At 51.0% G+C, this 18437-nt stretch carries 15 protein-coding genes; all 15 read right to left on the minus strand.

Annotation, left to right across the window (positions count from 1 at the left end; all coding sequences use genetic code 11):
• Positions 1-97: 97 nt before the first annotated feature.
• The 15 genes from csrA to KDC22_RS30585 all read right to left on the minus strand — a co-directional run bounded on the left by csrA (position 98) and on the right by KDC22_RS30585 (position 18346).
• Positions 98-346 (minus strand): carbon storage regulator CsrA, encoded by a 249-nt coding sequence (gene csrA, locus KDC22_RS30515; RefSeq protein ID WP_211724252.1) that lies wholly within the window; start codon positions 344-346, stop codon positions 98-100.
• Between the two features lies 1 nt (position 347).
• Positions 348-794 (minus strand): flagellar assembly protein FliW, encoded by a 447-nt coding sequence (locus KDC22_RS30520; protein WP_211721353.1) that lies wholly within the window; start codon positions 792-794, stop codon positions 348-350.
• A 122-nt stretch (positions 795-916) separates the two neighbouring features.
• The gene (locus tag KDC22_RS30525) at positions 917-1480 is read right to left on the minus strand and encodes a DUF6470 family protein (RefSeq protein WP_211721354.1); all 564 of its coding nucleotides are present in this window, start codon (positions 1478-1480) and stop codon (positions 917-919) included.
• 18 nt (positions 1481-1498) lie between these two features.
• Entirely contained in the window at positions 1499-2416 is a 918-nt protein-coding gene (flgL, locus tag KDC22_RS30530; RefSeq protein WP_211721355.1) for a flagellar hook-associated protein FlgL, read from the minus strand.
• Between the two features lie 14 nt (positions 2417-2430).
• Complete coding sequence (gene flgK / locus KDC22_RS30535; protein ID WP_211721356.1) at positions 2431-4026, minus strand: flagellar hook-associated protein FlgK; 1596 nt, start codon at positions 4024-4026, stop codon at positions 2431-2433.
• A 57-nt stretch (positions 4027-4083) separates the two neighbouring features.
• Entirely contained in the window at positions 4084-4584 is a 501-nt protein-coding gene (locus tag KDC22_RS30540) for a flagellar protein FlgN (RefSeq protein ID WP_211721357.1), read from the minus strand.
• A 12-nt stretch (positions 4585-4596) separates the two neighbouring features.
• The gene (flgM, locus tag KDC22_RS30545) at positions 4597-4884 is read right to left on the minus strand and encodes a flagellar biosynthesis anti-sigma factor FlgM (RefSeq protein WP_173136153.1); all 288 of its coding nucleotides are present in this window, start codon (positions 4882-4884) and stop codon (positions 4597-4599) included.
• Positions 4885-5090: 206 nt separating this feature from the next.
• Entirely contained in the window at positions 5091-5498 is a 408-nt protein-coding gene (locus tag KDC22_RS30550; RefSeq protein ID WP_173136151.1) for a TIGR03826 family flagellar region protein, read from the minus strand.
• A 141-nt stretch (positions 5499-5639) separates the two neighbouring features.
• Positions 5640-6506, minus strand: a complete 867-nt coding sequence (locus tag KDC22_RS30555) for a ComFC family protein (RefSeq protein WP_211721358.1) — start codon at positions 6504-6506, stop codon at positions 5640-5642.
• Between the two features lie 42 nt (positions 6507-6548).
• Positions 6549-8570, minus strand: coding sequence for a helicase-related protein (locus tag KDC22_RS30560; protein WP_246553117.1), 2022 nt, complete (start codon positions 8568-8570; stop codon positions 6549-6551).
• A gap of 110 nt (positions 8571-8680) precedes the next feature.
• Complete coding sequence (locus KDC22_RS30565; protein ID WP_211721359.1) at positions 8681-9121, minus strand: hypothetical protein; 441 nt, start codon at positions 9119-9121, stop codon at positions 8681-8683.
• 286 nt (positions 9122-9407) lie between these two features.
• Positions 9408-10130 carry a response regulator gene (locus KDC22_RS30570; RefSeq protein WP_173136145.1) on the minus strand — a complete coding sequence of 241 codons (723 nt, stop codon included), beginning with the start codon at positions 10128-10130 and terminating at the stop codon, positions 9408-9410.
• Between the two features lie 4 nt (positions 10131-10134).
• Positions 10135-11292, minus strand: coding sequence for a sensor histidine kinase (locus tag KDC22_RS30575; protein WP_173136388.1), 1158 nt, complete (start codon positions 11290-11292; stop codon positions 10135-10137).
• Positions 11293-11349: 57 nt separating this feature from the next.
• A complete protein-coding gene (locus tag KDC22_RS30580) occupies positions 11350-14079 on the minus strand; it encodes a stalk domain-containing protein (RefSeq protein WP_211721360.1) in 2730 nt (909 codons plus the stop codon).
• Between the two features lie 235 nt (positions 14080-14314).
• Positions 14315-18346 carry an Ig-like domain-containing protein gene (locus KDC22_RS30585; protein WP_211721361.1) on the minus strand — a complete coding sequence of 1344 codons (4032 nt, stop codon included), beginning with the start codon at positions 18344-18346 and terminating at the stop codon, positions 14315-14317.
• Positions 18347-18437: the final 91 nt, after the last annotated feature.

Consider the following 18437-nt stretch of genomic DNA (forward strand, 5'->3'; position numbering starts at 1 on the left):
GTTTTTTAGAAATTAAGCAGGAATTATTTAATAATAAAAAAGAAGATACCCTAGCGGCTATGAAATAGCCTCTGATACCTTCTCTAAGTACCTTAATCTAATTTTTTTCATTGCTCTGTGGCCCACGAAGCCGATGAATCAGTGCATTTAAATCAGACTGCTGTGGACCTACAGACTCCTTATTGGACTGCTGTATGGAAAGATAAACTTCTTTACGGAAAATATCCACATGTTTAGGGGCAGAGATGCCAACTTTTACAGTATCACCATCCACACTTAAGATCGTCAGTTCGATCTGGTCCTGAATGACGATGGTCTCTCCTTTTTTGCGGGACAGTACGAGCATATCATCCACCATCCTTTCCATCTATTGCTGTTTGCTCTTGCAGTAGGCTGTGCTTCGTGTGATAGGGAGTCCGGTGGAGAACAATCTGTTTGCCGGTCAGACCGATTGGATTCAGCACAAGTGGCGCTAAGAGATTCATTGTAGACGCTTCTACGTCTTCCTTCAAAGTGAGGATACAGCGAACGAGTACTTCCGAATTAATTGCAAGCTCCTCAGCTTCATCATCTGGAAGCTCAAATTCATAGGTTGGATAAAATACGAAGGGATCCCCCAACAGAAAAGATAATCCTTGCTCTTTTATAGACTGCAACACCCAGAATGGAGCATCCGGCATAGCAATTAAAGCAAAATCTTTTTCTTCATCAAAACCAGGAATACCCTTTGGAAAGTGATAAATCTGTCCTTCATCTACCTCGAGTTTCCCCATTGAAAGTGTTTCAATAATCAATTTATTCACTCCTTAAAAGTTCAGTATAGCAAAATTAACTACTCAATATACCTGCGTGAAATTTGTATCAGATAATAGAAAAGCTATAGAAGCGCTCTCTGGCACATCCATAGCCTATTACATTACATTTGAACATTCAATTCCGGTGGAATGAATTGAATAGAAGCATATTGCTGCATATAGATATTTAACTTCCCGCGAGTATACTCAGTCTCTGGGCGATGCCTTACAACCTCAATATCTACCTTCGCAGCCCGAAAGTTAACTTCGGGAGCTCTCGTCTCAAAATGAATATCCACATTATCGTAGGACGCCGTACCACATGGCTCGGGAAAAGAATTTGGTTCAGTATCCATTCCATATACTTCTGCAATTGTATTTCCCGGCTTAAAAAACTCAGCCATCCTAGTCCCTTGCTCCATCCGGCGCGCAATCGCTTGAAGGTATAGCTGTTGAATTCCTGAGTAAATTCTTCGGTTCATATCTAACACGCTACCACCATTATAAGCAGCCCGTGCTCTTGTCTGATCAATCGTCAGCTCTGGACGGGTAGACTGAACACTCAATTCTCCAGGTGTAGTTGTGATGTTAACCTCAGCCTTCGGTTGAGTAATGGAGAACGACCCGAGGTCTGCATCTATACCAATCCGCGCAGGCGTCTGCCGAATTTGCAAAACAGGCTGCATCTACAAGAGCCACCTCCGTTATCTGATAAAGTCTACAAGCGTTGTAGAAATAATCTTAGCCCCTACGGATAATGAGGCATTATAGATATTCTCCTGGATCTTGGACTGCATAATCAATCCTTCGTAATCAGCATCCTCAGTCTTAGCCTGCAGATCCGTAAGGTTAATATTCAGGTCGCTTAAACGGTCCTGCATTAATTCCACACGGTTTGTTTTGGCACCTATCTCTGCACGTGCCGATAATATTGAATCATTACGAGTATCAATTTTATCGATTTGGTTAGAAATTCCTGTGAGATCACCTGACTTCAGTGCAGATGAAAGACTATTAATTATTGAAAACAGATTATCTGAATCTCCCGTATGACCAAACACATCATTTCCAGTCATATTAATAGGCATTTGCACACCTTCACCTACAATATACTGAATCTGGCCGGTATCTGTGGTAATAGCCTGTGTTGTATCATATGTACCATCAGCACCCTTGGCAAAATCATAAGGCTTAGTTGTATATTGCTCACCATTAAAAATATATTTTCCATTAAGCTTGCTGTTGGAAATATCTACAAGCTGTTCCTTTAGCTGCATCACTTCTTCATTAATACTGTCCAAAGCCGACTGTGGATTACTTCCTGTCGATGCTTTAACGGTGAGCTCACGCAAGCGTTGGACTACATCTCCTGCCTGTCCCAGTATTGTGTCATTATAATCCAGCCAAGACAGAGCGCTGTCCACGTTCTTCGTATATTGCTCATTGGAAGACAGCTCCGCACGGTAACGCAGCGAATAGGTGATACCTACCGGATCATCGGAGGGCTTGTTGATCTTGCGGCCGCTTGCCAGCTGAAGCTGTGTGTCGTTCATGGTCCGTGCATTGCGGTTCAAGTTAAGCAACAGCTGTGAGCTCATCATATTGGAGGTGACTCTAAGCATGGTTGGTTCCTCCTTTATCTGCCGACTGTGCCGGTAGAATTAATCAATTTATCTAGCATTTCATCATAGGTTGTCATGAAACGTGCAGCAGCGCTATAGGCGTGCTGGAACACCAGCATGTTGGACATCTCTTCATCCAGGGACACACCGCTTACAGACTGGCGGCGGGAACTCACCTGATCCACCAAGTAATCCGAGTTGCTGGCCTGGCGCGTGGCTTCTTGGGATTGGATACCTAATTGCCCGACCATGGAGCTAAGATAAGATCCGACCGTACCTGTCTTGGTGCCATCCGCTGTGGCAAAAGTATTGTTATCCTTCATATTGCTGAACAGCAGCGCCAATGTGTTATTCCCTTTAACTACGGATACATTACCAGCGGTGTCCGTTGTAGTGCGCAAGGAAGTAGCGAACAACGTAGGATCAGCAGCAATTTCCGGGTTCAGCCGGAGATTGGCGGCAGTGATCGCTTCACCAGCTACGGAAGAGGTGAAGAATGGCCGGCCTGAGCTTCCATTCATGGCATAGCCCAACTGATGGAGTCCGTTCAGACCTTTGACTGTGGTTTTCAGATCACCAGTCAATGGGATAGGGACTGCACTCCCTGCTGAGAGGGTGGTTTTGGTGCCATCCGCATTAATGATCTCTGAATCCTTAAGCACAGTGGTTCCCGCTGGTAAGGTAGAGCCTGACGGAATCGTAACCTGCACTTCACCATTGGCTATGGTATTGGCCATAGTATCGAGCTGCTTCCTGTAGTCGGCCACATAGGTATTTCTGGAGAAAATCATTCCATAGGCTTCACCGGCCTTCAGATCACCGGAAGCAAAAGCTGTACTTAGAAATGTACTGTCTACCGCCGCAGTCACGGTTGCCCCTTGAACCAGCGGCTGTGTACCCAGTGAGATGTTATATCCGGCATCTGTATCCATGATCGTAATGTTGGCGATCTTGGACAGCTTGTCCGTCATCAGATCACGCTGATCGCGCAGATCATTGGCCTGGTCTCCCATGCCTTCGATTTTGGAAATAGACTTATTAAGGTCAGCAATAGAGCTGAGGTAGCTCTGTATTTCTTTGCCTTTGACGTCAATGTTGGTATTAAGATCACGGTCCAGATTGCTGAGCTGTGTGCTCATATAGTTCATAGCATCCGTGAGGGCCTGAGCCGTTTGGACCACTATCTTGCGGGCGGTTGGATCTTCAGGATTCTTACTGAGATCCGACCAGGATTTCCAGAAGTTATCAAGCACAATACGAATCCCGGTATCCGACGGCTCATTCACGATGGCTTCCAGCTTATCCAAGGTATCGGATTGGATATCCCAGTTGCCGCTTGCTGAGTTCTCCCCGCGGAATTGATCATCCAGGAACATCTCACGAATCCGCTCGATGGAAGTGAATTCAACGCCCGTACCCATCTGTCCCGGAACAGTGGAGTTATTAAGGCCATAGGCCTCAATGGGTATCGCTGCCTTCATATTCACCCGCTGGCGGGTGTACCCTTCCGTGTTGGCGTTGGCAATGTTGTGGCCGGTGGTATTGAGCGCAGCCGTCTGGGTAAACAGGCTTCGTCTTGCGGTCTCGATGGAGTGGAATGTGGATGTCATGCTACTTGTTCCTCCCTTGTGATTGCTGCGGTGAACAGGGCTGTGCGGATAAGCTAGTTATCCACGGGCATCAAAAAGCCCCGGCCGAGTCACACTGCTGCCCTTGTCGGACGGATGATGGTATGTCATTTCCTGATTTGGTCTTCCGACAAGCAAATCCAGGGAATAATCTATAAAGGTAAGCGACTGCTCAATCAGCTTCTGGTTCAGCTCATTGGCTTTCTTTAATTGCTGCAATGTGCCGGAAAGCTTCTGCTGAATATGCAGCAGGCGCGATTTGTCATCGGGATCAAATACAAGGCGGGACAGCTCGGTTAGATTCAGATTCAGATTGGAACGGATTCCAACCCTCTGCAGAAACACGAATGCCGCCTCTGCACGCTGCTCTTCGAGCTGTCCGATCACCTTCATCAGCTTGGACTCACGGTTCAAGATGTCAATGAGACCCTCCACCTTGTTGTCCATAATGGTCTGTTTCTTCACAGCGGCCAGATCCAGCATCTGTATATGCGCTTCGTCCAGCCGCTCCAGCAATTCTAATAATGTTGTAAGTGCCATGGGTGTGTTCACCTAATTCTCGGAGGATTGCTTAAAGTAGGGGGCGAGTGTCTCAGCGAGCTTGGCTGCGTCAACCTGGTAGGTACCTGCGGATACTTGCTGTTTCAGGCTCTCGATCTTGTTCGCACGTTCGGTGTCAATCTTGCCGCTGTTCTGTGCCTGGAGGAGCTTGATGGCTTCATCCGAAATCGATACCTCATCCTTGCGCGTACTTTTCTTCATCTGTTCCTGCCTTTGCGATTCCGTACTTCGTTGGTAGGGGTTCATCGCATTAATTCGTCCGGTCTCGTTAATTTTCATAACTTCACCTTCCTTCTGATCAAGTGGAGACGGCTCTGCCGGCCTTAAGCTGGACGGCATCCGTATCAGCGAGAAAGATAAGGAATAGTTACTGCGCGAAGCAATACATTCTTATCTTTTATAAAAAAGCCGATAATCTTTACTAAGTTTATCGGCCTTTGTTGAAACATACTTTATAGCTGCAAGCGTTTTTTTTGCAGAATAGTTTAGTTGCGGAACTTGTCCACAGCGCGGTAAGCGGCATCCGTGGTCTTTTTGGGCGCGCTTTTGTCCACACTATCCTTGGCTGCATCGGCCAGTTCTTTGGTCAGACGGCTGCGGCAGTTGTCGCACATATGCCCGTCCCGGATCAGGGTTCCGCATACTTCGCAAGGGTACATCATATTCGGTGCGTTGGCTATGGAAATCCGTCCCTCCCGAATAAAACGGGTAATTTCCTTAATGGAAATATCGGTGGCATCGGACAGTTCCTGGATGTTGGTGCCTCTATTTTTGCGCAGGTATTCTACACAGATCTCATATTCGCGCTCTAAATCTTTGATACAGGGCTGGCACAGGTTCATCAGGTTCTTCACGTATAACCGGCCGCATCTTGGACAATTATCTACATTCATTTCTACCGCGGCTCCCTTCCTGTCATTCTCTACAGCTCATAAATAACTTATGCTAATAAGATACATGATAGCTGAATATCCGTCTATGCTTAGTATCGGTTGGGGAGGGGCTTTTATTGAATTCTGGAGCTGCGGCAGCCGCTAGGAACGCGCCCAGGTCAACGAGTAGATCTCCGCTGTGCAGCCCATACTCTCGCAGAGTCTATGAAGAGCGTCGGCACAAGCGCGGATCGTACTTCCTGTAGTATAGATATCGTCGATAATGATGATTCGCAGTGGACGCTGCTGACCCCGAAATGCTGTAGCATCCAGTTGTTCGCGAAGTCTGTGCAGAACCCCCTCATCCGTATTTCCGGTAAAAGCGTGCTTCATATCGGCCAGCCGTTCGCTTCTGCTTTTGAAGCTCTGCTTGGCGGTATGGTGGGTGCGGACCAGCAGGGGGAGCTGAAGCAGGTCTCTGCTCCGGCATAATACCGCTGCCAGTTGCTCTGCCTGATTGAACCCTCTCTCCAGCAGACGGACCGTACTCACAGGCACAGGGACCAGCAGATCGGCTTGCCACAGATTGGAGCGGCTAAGATTGGACTTCAATACCATTATGGGTTTGCAGAAAAAATGGGTGTGCAGAGTACCACTGGTAAGTTGCCGTTCACTCTGTTCTTTTTGCAGCAGGGCATACGCCTTGTCCAGCATCTGGCCCAGCAGGGGCGCAAGACGCTCATCCCCTCTATATTTGTATTGGCCGAGAATCTCGCGCATCTCACTGGTGTAGGCGACTGCGCTGCGGTTGCACCGGATCGGCACGGGTCCGCGGCTGCGGCTGCAATCGGGACAGCCCACATGGCGCCCGCAGGTCTGGCAACGGGGACGGCGAATCCATGGAATCCGGCTATAGCAGCTCAGGCAAATTCCCGGCATATCCGGGGAGGAACGCGCTTGTCGGCCACAGAAAAGACATTGCGGCAGCGCAGGAGCGACCAGCGAACGGGCTTGTTTCACCCATGACATCAGGGGATTCATCATCATCTTCCTTCAAAAGGGAGTGTACTTTTAAGATTTAAAATATCCCTGCCTGCGGGCCATGGCATTCATCCTGCGGATCTGGGAGATGGCGGCGCGCTGCGACCGGCTCCACTCTGCTGAGGCGAAGATGACGTTGCCTGCCGGATCGTTTTTGGAGCGCCCCGCGCGGCCCGCCATCTGCACCAAAGCCGCTTCATCAAACAGCCCGCTGTCCGCATCCAGTATAAACACATCACTGTGCGGCACTGTAACTCCGCGCTCCAGAATGGTCGTCGTAACCAGCAGGGAAATGGTACCCTCGCGGAATTCCAGCACCTTCTCCGCTCTGGCCGGATCTTTGGATGAGGTGCCCTCTATAGTAAGGTTGGGGTAAACCCGCCGCAGAAGCAGCAGCAGTCCATCAATATGGGCGATCCGCGAGACAAAAAGGAAAATCTGCGCCTTGCGGTCAATCGAATGCTGTAGGGCCTGGAGCAAACGCTTGGGGAGCCTGCCCTGCTTCAGGCAACGATAGAGCGGCGGCATCTGTACATGGCGCGGAACCGGCAAGGGGTGGCCGTGAAAGCGGACCGGCACTCTCGCATGAGGCAGTCTGCCGAAACGGGCGAGGCGTTGCAGCTCTACAGGTGGCGTTGCCGAGAGATAGATGAATGCCCCCTCGGGCTTACAGACCTGCCTGGCGGCATAAGCCAGCATGGGATCGTTATGATAGGGATACGCATCAATCTCGTCGATAATGACCAGATCGAAGGCCTGATTGAACCGCAGCAGCTGGTGGGTGGTCGCCAGCGTGATGCGGCTCCGGCTCCAGCGGTCCTCGCTGCCTCCGTACAGCACGGCGGGGACATCCGCCGGGAACGCCTTCGCCAAGCGCGGCGCCAGCTCCAGCACGACGTCGCGCCGCGGCGTCGCGATCAGCGCCCGGCCTCCGGCAGCGAGCGCCGCCTCCAGAAGCGGGAAAGTAATCTCCGTCTTTCCCGCGCCCGTCACCGCCCAGAGCAGGAACCGCTCTGGGCCGCTTGCGGCGGAGCGCTTACGCGGCTCCGCCAGGAACCCCAGCGCAGCGGCGGCGGCTGCCGCCTGCGCTGCGCTAAGCCCCCACCGGCGTGCCGTTACGGTGGGGGCCACACCGGCCGTGCAGCGCACGGCCGGCAGCGGCGCGCTGCGCAGCAGCAGCGCGCAAGCCCGGCTGCGCCCGAGTGCGAGGCAGGCCTCGCAATAGGCGCAGCCGGCAAGGCCGCACGCGGCGCAGGCCGTGCGGCCCGTGGGGACGCTGCCGCAGCGCAGGCAGCGCAGCACTTCGCGGCGGCGCAGGCCCAGCCGCGCGGCGCCCGCAGTGCCGCCGACTGCGGCCTCCAGTCGCAGCCGTCCCTGCAGGTAGGCGAGCTGTGCCACAGCCAGCCAATGACCCGCCAGCTCCGGAAGGTGCTCGGCCACCAGCGCCTCGGCTTCACCCTGAAGCAAAGAACGCCCGGCGAGCGCCTCCGCCAGTCGGTCTGCACCCGCTGCAAGCTCCCCCCGCATATCCACTCGCGCATTCGTCCGCTCATTCCCATGCGCATTCAGCCGCTCGCCCGTCCACTCACTCCGCCCATCCCCCCAATCTACACCTCCTTCTTCACCCCCGCCGCACCCCTTCGCCCCCACAAGCCTATATATCTCAACCTCCTCAAAAGGCCAGTGCCTGCCCCGCCCGCCTCCGGCAGCCTGCTCTGCACGAATCTCAGCCTTCAAGAGCGCTGCGGCCCCTCTGCTCCAAGCCGCTTCATCCCAGTGCTGCATCCTGCCTGTGAACCGGCAGGCTGCAGCCAGCTTCACCGCCCAGCCCAGCGGCAGCGACCGGGAGAGCAGCACGATCCGGTCAGCAGGCTGGCGGTTCCAGCCCGGCACGCTTGTCTCTCCGCCAGCCCACCATAACTGATCAACAGCCATATCCAGAGATAGTTTAACCGCCCAATCCCCACCCTGCTCCACCATATAGACAGCCACCTTCAACCCATCCGCCTCCTGACTTTGATTCGCCTTGAACCTGCGTTTCTTTTGCAACATATCCTTTCATTGCCGGTTACTTCCCTACCCACAACGCACCACACGACAAAAAAAACACACTGCCCCATTCCTGGAGAGTGTGCTTCACCCGTGACTTGCATCTTCAATTGTCATTCGCCTTGCTTCGCTCTGCTTCCCGGCAACCGCATGATCCGCAGCGGCAGCAGCGGTTCCTGAACCCGCAGATCCACTGTAACTCCCTCCCGGCGTTCATTCCCGCCCGAGAGACTGTACAGCGGCATAGCCGAAGCGCACTCACACTCAATAGAAGAGCTGTGATAGGCCATCCGTGAGGCTATCGCCAGCGTCCCGTCCTCTGAACCGTCATCCAGCACAGTCACATACAGGGGCCTGCCAATCCAGAGCGCATGAACAGCAAGGACCCGGAGATACCACTCCACCACGGCCTCATGATTACGGGTAATCAGAATATAGTGAAGCCGCTTTCCAGTCCGTGCTGCTGCCCGGGTCTCTTCCCGATGATGCAGGAGTTGAACAAGGGCTGCTGCGGATGCATAAATACACATAATCCAGATTAACTGGGCGATCATGGAGATGCACCTCCCTCTTATACCCACACTATATGCCGGGAATAAAAGGACGGTGACTGCCTATTGTGCTGGAACAAATACCTCCAACCGGAACACTCTCCACAAGGACACAAATTACACAATCTACTTCGGGTACTTATTTAAATCAGCATTTTGCAAAATTCGAATATAGTGCGGACTGAAACAATACTATGGCTGCAGCATCCGGCTGCAAACAAGTTATGTACCGTTTTACAAGGATCATTAGGATTCTCCAAAACGCTCAGTTAAAAGTTTATGCGGGAAGCTATAATGTTACCCAGCCATATTTGATAGAATTAATTACAGCCTGCGTCCGGTCATCCACTTCCATCTTTTGAAGAATACTGCTGACATGGTTTTTGACCGTCTTCTCACTGATAAAAAGATACTCCCCGATCATCTTGTTGCTCTTGCCCTCTGCCATCAGCCGCAGAACCTCTGCTTCGCGGCGGGTCAGCGGATTGTTGTCGCCTGCGACGAACTTCACGCCCGCTTCCTTCACGGCAGTCTCGGCAATAGCCCCGGTCTCGTTAAGATAAGTCATGCGCCGCAGCTGATTAATCAGCTTGCCGGTCACCTTCGGATGAATGAAGGCATGACCCTCGCATACGGAACGGATCGCATTAATCAACGACTCGGCTTCCATATCCTTAAGCAGATATCCATTAGCCCCCTTGCGCAGCGTCTCGAATACATAACTTTCATCATCATGGATCGAGAGGATAATCACTTTGACATCCGGGAACATTTCCCTAAGCTTCTGCGTAGCCTCCACGCCGTTCTCAATGGGCATATTGATATCCATCAGCACGATATCCGGCTTGGTGCCGTTGCAGAATTCAAGCACCTGGATGCCGTCACCGCATTCGCCAATGACCTCGATATCATCCTCCATATTCAAAATACGTTTAAGCCCTTCACGAAACAATTGATGATCATCGGCCAAAAGAACTTTTATGGGCGATTTGCCAGAGTTTTGGTTCTCCATCACATTACTCCTTCCCCTTTTCCACATTCGTCGGAATGTGAATTACGATTGTTGTGCCCTGGTTCTCGGCTGATTGTATTTCCATTCTTCCCTCCAGCAATTCCACGCGTTCACGCATTCCCACCAGACCGAAGCTTTCCCGGTTGGCTTGTTCACTGATCTTCTTCACATTGAAGCCTAATCCATTGTCTTTCACGACGATCTTAATCAATTGGGCCTGATAAGTAATCTCCACAAGTACATAGCTGGGATAAGCATGCTTCGCCGCATTGGACAGAGCTTCCTGCACCAGCCGGTATACCGCCGCTTCCATAGCTGAGGACAACCGGTGCTCCTTCCCCCTGGTTTCAAAAGAGGTGCGGATCTTCGTCTTCTCCTCATAATCATGCACATACTTCCGCAGAGTCGGAATCAGCCCCAAATCATCAAGCGCCATCGGACGCAGGTTGAAAATAACCTTACGCATTTCTTCCAGGCTGTATCTTACCTGCCCCTTTAAATCTATTACTTCGGCTTGTACCAGCCCAAATTCCTGCTTTACCAGCATTCTTTCTACAATTTCCGTCCTTAGGACTAGATTCGCCAGCATTTGAGCGGGACCGTCATGAATTTCCCGGGCAATTCTCTTCCGTTCCTCTTCCTGAGCCAGGATTATTTTGAGTCCTATCATCTGCCGGTTCTTCGCGGATTCGACAATTCGCGTCACTTGGCCTAGTTCTCCGGACAGATATTCCAGGACCACGCTCATTTGCGAACCAATCGACTCGGCACGCTCTACAGAATTTTCGACACTGCGAACCCGCATTTGCAGCTCATCGCGTCTGCTCCGCAGATAGACCTCCCTCTCCCTTGTCATCATAAGCTCAAGCTGCAGCTCCGTCGCTTTCTCATAAGCTATCCGGATATCCTTCTCCGTGTAGCGGACGAAATCCCGGCTGACCTCCGTCAGCCGGATCCGGGAGCGGTGGTACTGCTGCTCCAGCTTGTCTACCTTTTGCAATGTTTCATCCGTTTCTTCCATAACCCGCTGCAGTTCTTTGTTGAGTGCAGCAAGCTCATCACGTGCAACCTGCAATATTTCAAAAATCTGATACTTGCTGCTCTCCATCACGTCGATGGTATTTTTAATAACGCGATCTATCGCATCGGCTTGAAATTCCACGGATGCTTGCCCCATTTCTATCGAATCGTATTAAAGGCTTTCCTTTATACTAACATATCACGATTCGATAGTTACGGTCTTAGTGATCTGTTCCCATTTTACGGTGAGTCCGAGCTGTTCTGTCACGAGTCTAAGCGGTACTAAAGTCCTGGCATTCAGAATGATTGGCGCTACTTCAGCACTCTGGCGTTTCCCGTTCAGGATGAATTCCTTCTTGTTCACGGTCAGATCCAGCGCTTTGGCACCGCGAAGGACCATGATTTTCTTGGTCTTCGCATCCCAGACGGCATTGCCGCCAAAAGCGTCCAGGACATATTTGATCGGCACATACGTACTGCCATCCTTCACAATAGGAGCTACGTCAATCGGCTGCTTGGTGCCGTTAACCGTCATCGCCTTGCCGCCAATGCTCATCGCTGCTGTTCCTTTAGGCAGTCCTGCCTCACTGGAGAGCGACGGCATTACAAAGGACATATTATCAAAGGCAACGGTCCCCGTCTTGGCCCGCTCATCCTGACCCTCTTCTACATTTACCACGTACAGCCTCTTAAGGGAAGCCGGGAATTTAATCCCTGAGCCGGACAGATCAATATTCAGTGTCTTCCAGCCATTCCAGTCAATAACCTTGGCCAAATCGATATATGCCGTCGCTCCGCTTGCATCCGTTACCTCGGCACGCAGCCAATTCAGGCTCATATCCCCCATTACATCCACTGACATTGAAGTGGCTGTTGCCGGAATACTTTTGCCGGCTGTCCCGTTGAACTGGGCGTACGCATACATTTTGCCGGTGCCTGCCGTCATGTCATAGCTCAGCGACAATACCTTCGAGCCTGCCCGCTCTGCGCTGCCGGGAACTACTGCTGCTGATCCTGTAACACCTGCCGCATTCGTAGTGAATGCAAACGGATAATTCGTATTCTCAAAATCCTCCCAGGCCGTAGCCGCCGTTGCCGACAATACCACAGCCGTGCTGAAGCCGTCATAACGGGCAATCGCGTACCCGGTAGTTACGCCTGGATCAACAGCTTCAACCTTAAGCTTGCCGTCACCAACGCTTCCTGTGAAGCCGATGAACTCCCACTTCAGTGCTCCTGCCGGAACCGCTATCGTTGCTCCGCTCTTCGATACTGCACTAACCGGAACGGATACGGAGGCTCCCGCCTGAAGTGGCGCAGAGGTCACACCTGCAACCAGACTGGACAGATCATCTCCGCCCAGAACGGTCACCTTGGTCTCTGCGCTCGCTGTTCCGCTGGCAGCCTTCAAGTTGACCGTTCCCGGCTTGACCGCGGTTGCTTCACCTGCGTTCACAGTGACACTGCCGCCGCTTGCGCTCCAGACAGGGTTAGATGCAGCTACATCCACCGGATTGTAGTACGTATCATACCCTTTTAGAGAATAAGAGGCCTTTTGTCCGATCAATAATACCGTACTGCCGCTGATCTTGATCCCTTTCACTTCACCTTGCGGAGCAGAAGTATATACACCAACCCCGTTAACGACGCTACGCTGCTCTTTGCCGTATTCTGTATTGAAGGTAAGTGTAGTCGCGGTCTCGGCCAGCGGGCGGTCTACCATCGTTGTAGAGCCCCCTCCGTCCAGATTCATCCCCTTCCACACCCCGATACTCGTCATGAAGGATTGTAGCTCTGTCAGAGACAGTCCGGCACTGTTGCTATTCTTCTCTGCGGCAATGACATATACATATCTTCCATCCTGCGAATACCCCAGCGCTGTACGCGCACGATATCCGCCGATGCTGTTTGTAGAACGGGAGAACGACGATGCCTTGCCGTTATTCACCAGGATGGTATGTCCCCCGATCATCATCTGCAGCGTGGAAGGATCAAGCTCCTGCTGTGTGGTTTTGGACTTGAGCATATAGGCGCTGCTTAGCTTCTGGCCTACAACCAGATGTGCTTTTACAAATTGGGCAGCCAGCCCGTGAGTCCGCAGAATATAAGCCCCCTTGGGCACCTTTACCGGCAGAGGCGAATCCAGGGAGATCTGGGTAATCACATCATTCTCCACCAGCACCTCTGTCGGTGTAGTAGAACTGTTCTTAGGCCGCTCGAGTGCTGTCCAAGCATCCGTATAGATATAGGCTGCATTGGCATGGCTGTACGTTGAACTGCCGCCTTCGGGATTGTAGGCCCCTTTGTTCACCCCTGACAATGGAAACTGGGAGCCGTCCTCTGCCGTCAGCATCCCCTCGAACGTATATTCATCAATGACCGGTTTACGGTCTTTGGTTACCGCAAAAGCATACATCCCGTTCAACTGTGAAGGTGTGGATACCACCACGCCGCCAGATACCTGACCGCCGATCGGCGCCCCTTCTCCGCTGGTATTGAAGTAATCGCCATTAACCCCCGCGACGGCCCCGGTTTCCTTAGCCATACCTCCGGTGCTCTGCTTCGTATTCAGACTACCGGCTTTGCCGCTCATTACATCTACTGAGACATACGGATTATTCAGATCCACACGAATGACGCTTGCCAGCCCTGTGGCAGTTTTACCGGAGCGTACCGTCTTGAATTTATATTTCATCATCATCGCACCGGAAGTAATGACCTCTTCCCCCAGCTTTGTCGCCGAGAAGGATGCTGCTGCTTGTGCTACCGGCGCAGAACCGGCACCGAGCCATCCGGCACCTTCACTTCCGACAACCGGCATGATCCAGATTACACCTGCTAACGATGCTGCAATCCATTTTTTAGCAGGCGACCATTGATTTCCCCGTGTTTGCTCTTTACCCTTTTTCCCCATGACAAGCTCTTTCATTTCAGTGTAACTCTCCCATCTATTTGTACTCTTCTGCCTTGCTATCAAGTTCCCGTTATTAGTTCCTAGTAATAGACTATACCTTTAATAGACTGAATCCGGAGCGAAAAGTTGCGAAAATTGGCGAGAACTAGCAGGTTTTACCGGCTGAGCGGAGCCATCCTGGAGCTGTAACAGTACACCAAAAAGCACCCGGCTCATTGAGCCGGATGCTTCATTAATGGATAAAATTCACTTACAAATAGCCCGCCGTCTTCAGCATTCGCTGCAGCATCACTGCCGCCTGCCCTCTGGTAGCATTGCCTTGCGGCTGGAATTGCGTAGTGCTGACTCCCTGTATAATCCCCGCTTTGACCGCTTTGGCTACAAATTCGATACTTTGACTTAGAATTTTCGAACGGTCCTTGAACGGGCTAAGCGTATCCATAACTGATGCACTCAGTGTTACGGGTTGCCCCGTATACTCCAGGGCCCTCACCATCATAATGGCCATTTGCTCACGTGTGATCTTATCCTCTGCACGGAAGGTCCCGTCTGTGTTCCCTGTGATGATGCCGGCTTTGGCTGCTGCCTCTATGAAATCACTCGTTTGGGTAAAGGGACGCACATCTTTGAACTGTGAAGCCCCGCCCCGAACTGCCTGCAGACCCAGTCCCCGGCTAAGCATCACAGCGAACTCGGAACGGGTAACGGACTGGTCAGGCTTAAACGTTGTTCCATAGCTGCTGTCAATGATATTTTTGGCGGCCAGTTCTGCTACTGCTGCTTTACTCCAATGGGATGCCATATCTGCAAACGTACGCAAGGATATAAATACCCCTACTGCCTGATTCCCTTTTGTACGGGCGCTAACTACGCTATTACTACCCACTGTAGCCATTTGGGCCGGTAAATGAATAGCATCATTATAGGTTGAATCTATGCTGGCTGCCATCGTTTGCGTGAAATTCAGGACGGCAGCATTACGAACGGTATATTCTCCTGCTACATTCAACTCTTTGGCGTTGGAATAATTATCCTTGATAGAGCCGGTGAGACGTAAATCCATAAGACCTGTCACGTTACGCATGGCCTGGCTTTCAATTTTTTGTTCAAAGGAATAAAAGGTTCCGCCCGGGACATTCTCCATGCGGAGCACAAGTGAGGCTTTATTAATATCTGAACCCAAAGCAGCAACAAGTGCATTTATATCTATATCACTTAGCTTTACGCCAAACATACTGTCACCGAACCGAATGATCAGTTTGGCATTCTTGTTGCCTGCGGCTGCATCCGCTAGTGGTTTTAGAGGCACCGTAACATAGGCTGACTTCTCTGTAGCAGGAACCTCAAATGCCAGTTCGTTCATACCCGCAAGCTTCAGATATTGATAACTGGCGGCCACACGCTCTGCGGTCAGATCATATCTTTTAACAGCCTGTTTATAGACAGACAGATCTGAAACGGCAAGCGCAGAATCACTCTTCAGCAACGGATACTCCTTACCAAATTCACTGGCTGCCAGACTTCCCAGATAGGATGGGCGGCTTCCATTCGCGGATGTGCTATTCGTCAGATTCTGAACTGTTAATGAGTTGAACGAGGGAAGTGAATTCCCATTCGTATCTGTAATCATTCCCGCACCAGACAGGTAAGACAAGTCAACTTTTTGCCCAGCTGTCACTGCTTGTGAGAGATTAATCTTTAAAAGAGTTCCCGACAAGCTGAAATCCTGAACTCCAATGCTGCTTCCATCCGCCTTTACTCCAAACTGATTGACAAATAATTTCGATGAAGATTGCATGCTCTTATTGAAGGTAACATTAAGTTCATTCCCGTTCACCGTTGCTACGCTAATCTCAGATACTAGCGTGGAAGAAGTAACGGATACCGGCTGAAGATCAACATAAGCTGCACGATTTCCATTTAAGTCACTGAGTCCAAGAGTACCTGGAACATAAGATACCGTAACCGCTCCGCTAAGCGGCAAAGCACTTTGAAGTGTCAATGTTGCCTGCGTACCATTAACCGCAACGTTTGTAACATAGTTTGGTTTGCCTCCAACCAGCACTGAGAATTGACTATTCATCGGCAAATTGACTGTTGACAGACCTTCGTTATAATTCAGGATTATTTTATTGCCTGCTCCTGCCGCATTCTGAAACACCGGTGGCACGTTATCCCTAGTGTTGCGGATATTAAAATCATTGAAATTCGCAATATTCTGCCCGAGCGAGCTAACCAGAGGATAAGAACCGGCGTTGTACGATACCCGTACCGACTCCGAATTCCCCACCTCAGAACCTACAGTTAAATATAAAGTGTTGCCGCTGGAGCTGATGGAATTGACCCCCAGCGAATAACCGTCAGTCGTAACTACGAACTGATCATACGCATGAGGAGATACCGTTTTGAGTGAGTCATTGAAGGTCAAGGTCACTGTTCTGCCTGTAATTCTGCCTTCTTTGGGCGTAGGAAGAGCCGATTCTATAGTATTCGTTATCTGCTGTCCGGAGAACGTAGCGGCAGCATTCCCGCTCGTATCCTGAATCGTCCGCACACCGCCGGTATAGCTGATTTTTACATTCTGGCCTACAGCAATACCTGTGCTAATCACTACATATACACTGTCTCCTTGAATATAGGCACTTTCAATGTTCCGGGCCTCCTCATTTACGGTTACCCCAAAGCTGGATGCCAGCAAAGCCACTGAAGCATTAAGCGCTTCATTATACCTCAGGCGGATTGTACGGTTGTTCTCCAGCCCTGCTCCCGTTAGCGACGGAGCTGTTTTATCTATAGCCACAGTGCGGAAGCTCCAGGATTTGGTACCGCTTAATCCCTCATATTGCATACTGGGGTCTGCGGCATCCGTGAATCCCCCCTTGGCCACATCTATATAGTAGATCGTATCTGATTCCAATGCTGCGGCAGGTTTAATGATGAATTCCTTGGCAGATGCACCTTGCTGTACGTTCGCTGTCACCGTTGACCCATTGCTTTTGTATAGAACAACCCCGCTTGTGACGGTGCTGTTATAGACAGCCTCCCGGTTAAAGCTGAGTACAATCGGCCTGGAGATGTCAACCGACTCGCTGCGGTCCGCTGGCGATAACCCGGCTACAGACAGACTTGTTAATGAGGCTGTGGTGAACGTCCATGAATACGGGCCTGATGCCGGAAAAACATGACCATCCTGATCATAAAAAGCTCCCTGTGGGATGGTAACTGTATATAACGTACCGCTTAATAGCGGTGAAGCTGCGGACGCTGGCAACAATGTAATCGTGGAACTTCCTCCACCCGTGACGTTCGTTGAGTTGACGTTCAGCCATCTCGTTCTGGAGTCAGCCTGTGTGCCTGGAGACACTGAAATAGCACCGGAGGCTGGACTCATCGGGCGGTCGAAATACAGCTTGAGCGCCCCGCTGGCCGATGCGCCAAAAGATGCGTTAGCCGGGGCTGTGGATGCTGAGATCGTGCCGTTGCCGGTCGTAGAGAAGCTCCAGCCGCTACCGCTTGAGATGCCCTGATAGGTCTTATTATTGGCGTCTCTGAATGCATAAGCATCGACAAGCACATAATAATTGCCGCCTGCCGGAAGCTTATTAGCCAGCGTCAGTGTAACGGCTGTGGAGGTGTCGCTGCTCTTCAGTTCTACCTTAGGTTCTCCGTCCCTGATTACAAATTCCTGAATAACAGAGTTATCCGCAGAAGAGAGCAGCTTGACGGAGCCTCCCCCGGCTGTAAGGATACCCGACAGTTGCATACTCAATTGGGTTAACCCTCCGGCTTCTACCCTCGAATTGACTGCAGGAGACATAGTGCTTGCTACTATAGCCGGATTAACCTCCGGGGCGGTTGTAAAGCTCCAGCTTGTTGCTGCAGACTCGTTGCCTGCACTGTCCTTAAAAAGCCCTTTGGGCATACTTACGTTATATGTTGTATACGGCGCATACTTCAGACTCGCACCTAATTTGAGTTCATAGCTTGTTGAATTTCCGATCAATCCGGCGCTGCCAATTGCAATGTCCGTAAAGACCGTTCCTGCATTCTGGTCGGTAATCGTGATTTTTCCGGTTTGCGGGATTACCTGACGGTCAAAGCTCAGCCCCAGCGAAGCCCCGACATTTACCAAGGCAGCCCCATTCGCTGGAGAAAAAGTGATTCCGAACTCCGAAGCGGCGTATACCGCTGATGTATGTATACCGATAGCCGGACTGCCCAGACCAAGCAGCAGATTTCCTGCAATGATCATTGCAGTCCCTATTGTTAATTTCTTTTTCATTCTTAATAAAACTCCTTTCAGCCCTTCCAGCACTTCTTGGATTTGTATACTGTTATATTTCGGCTAAAGGGCTTCCAAAGTTTAGAAGATT

The organism is Paenibacillus tritici (assembly GCF_018207515.1).
GTDB classification, from domain to species: Bacteria; Bacillota; Bacilli; order Paenibacillales; family Paenibacillaceae; genus Paenibacillus_AQ; species Paenibacillus_AQ tritici.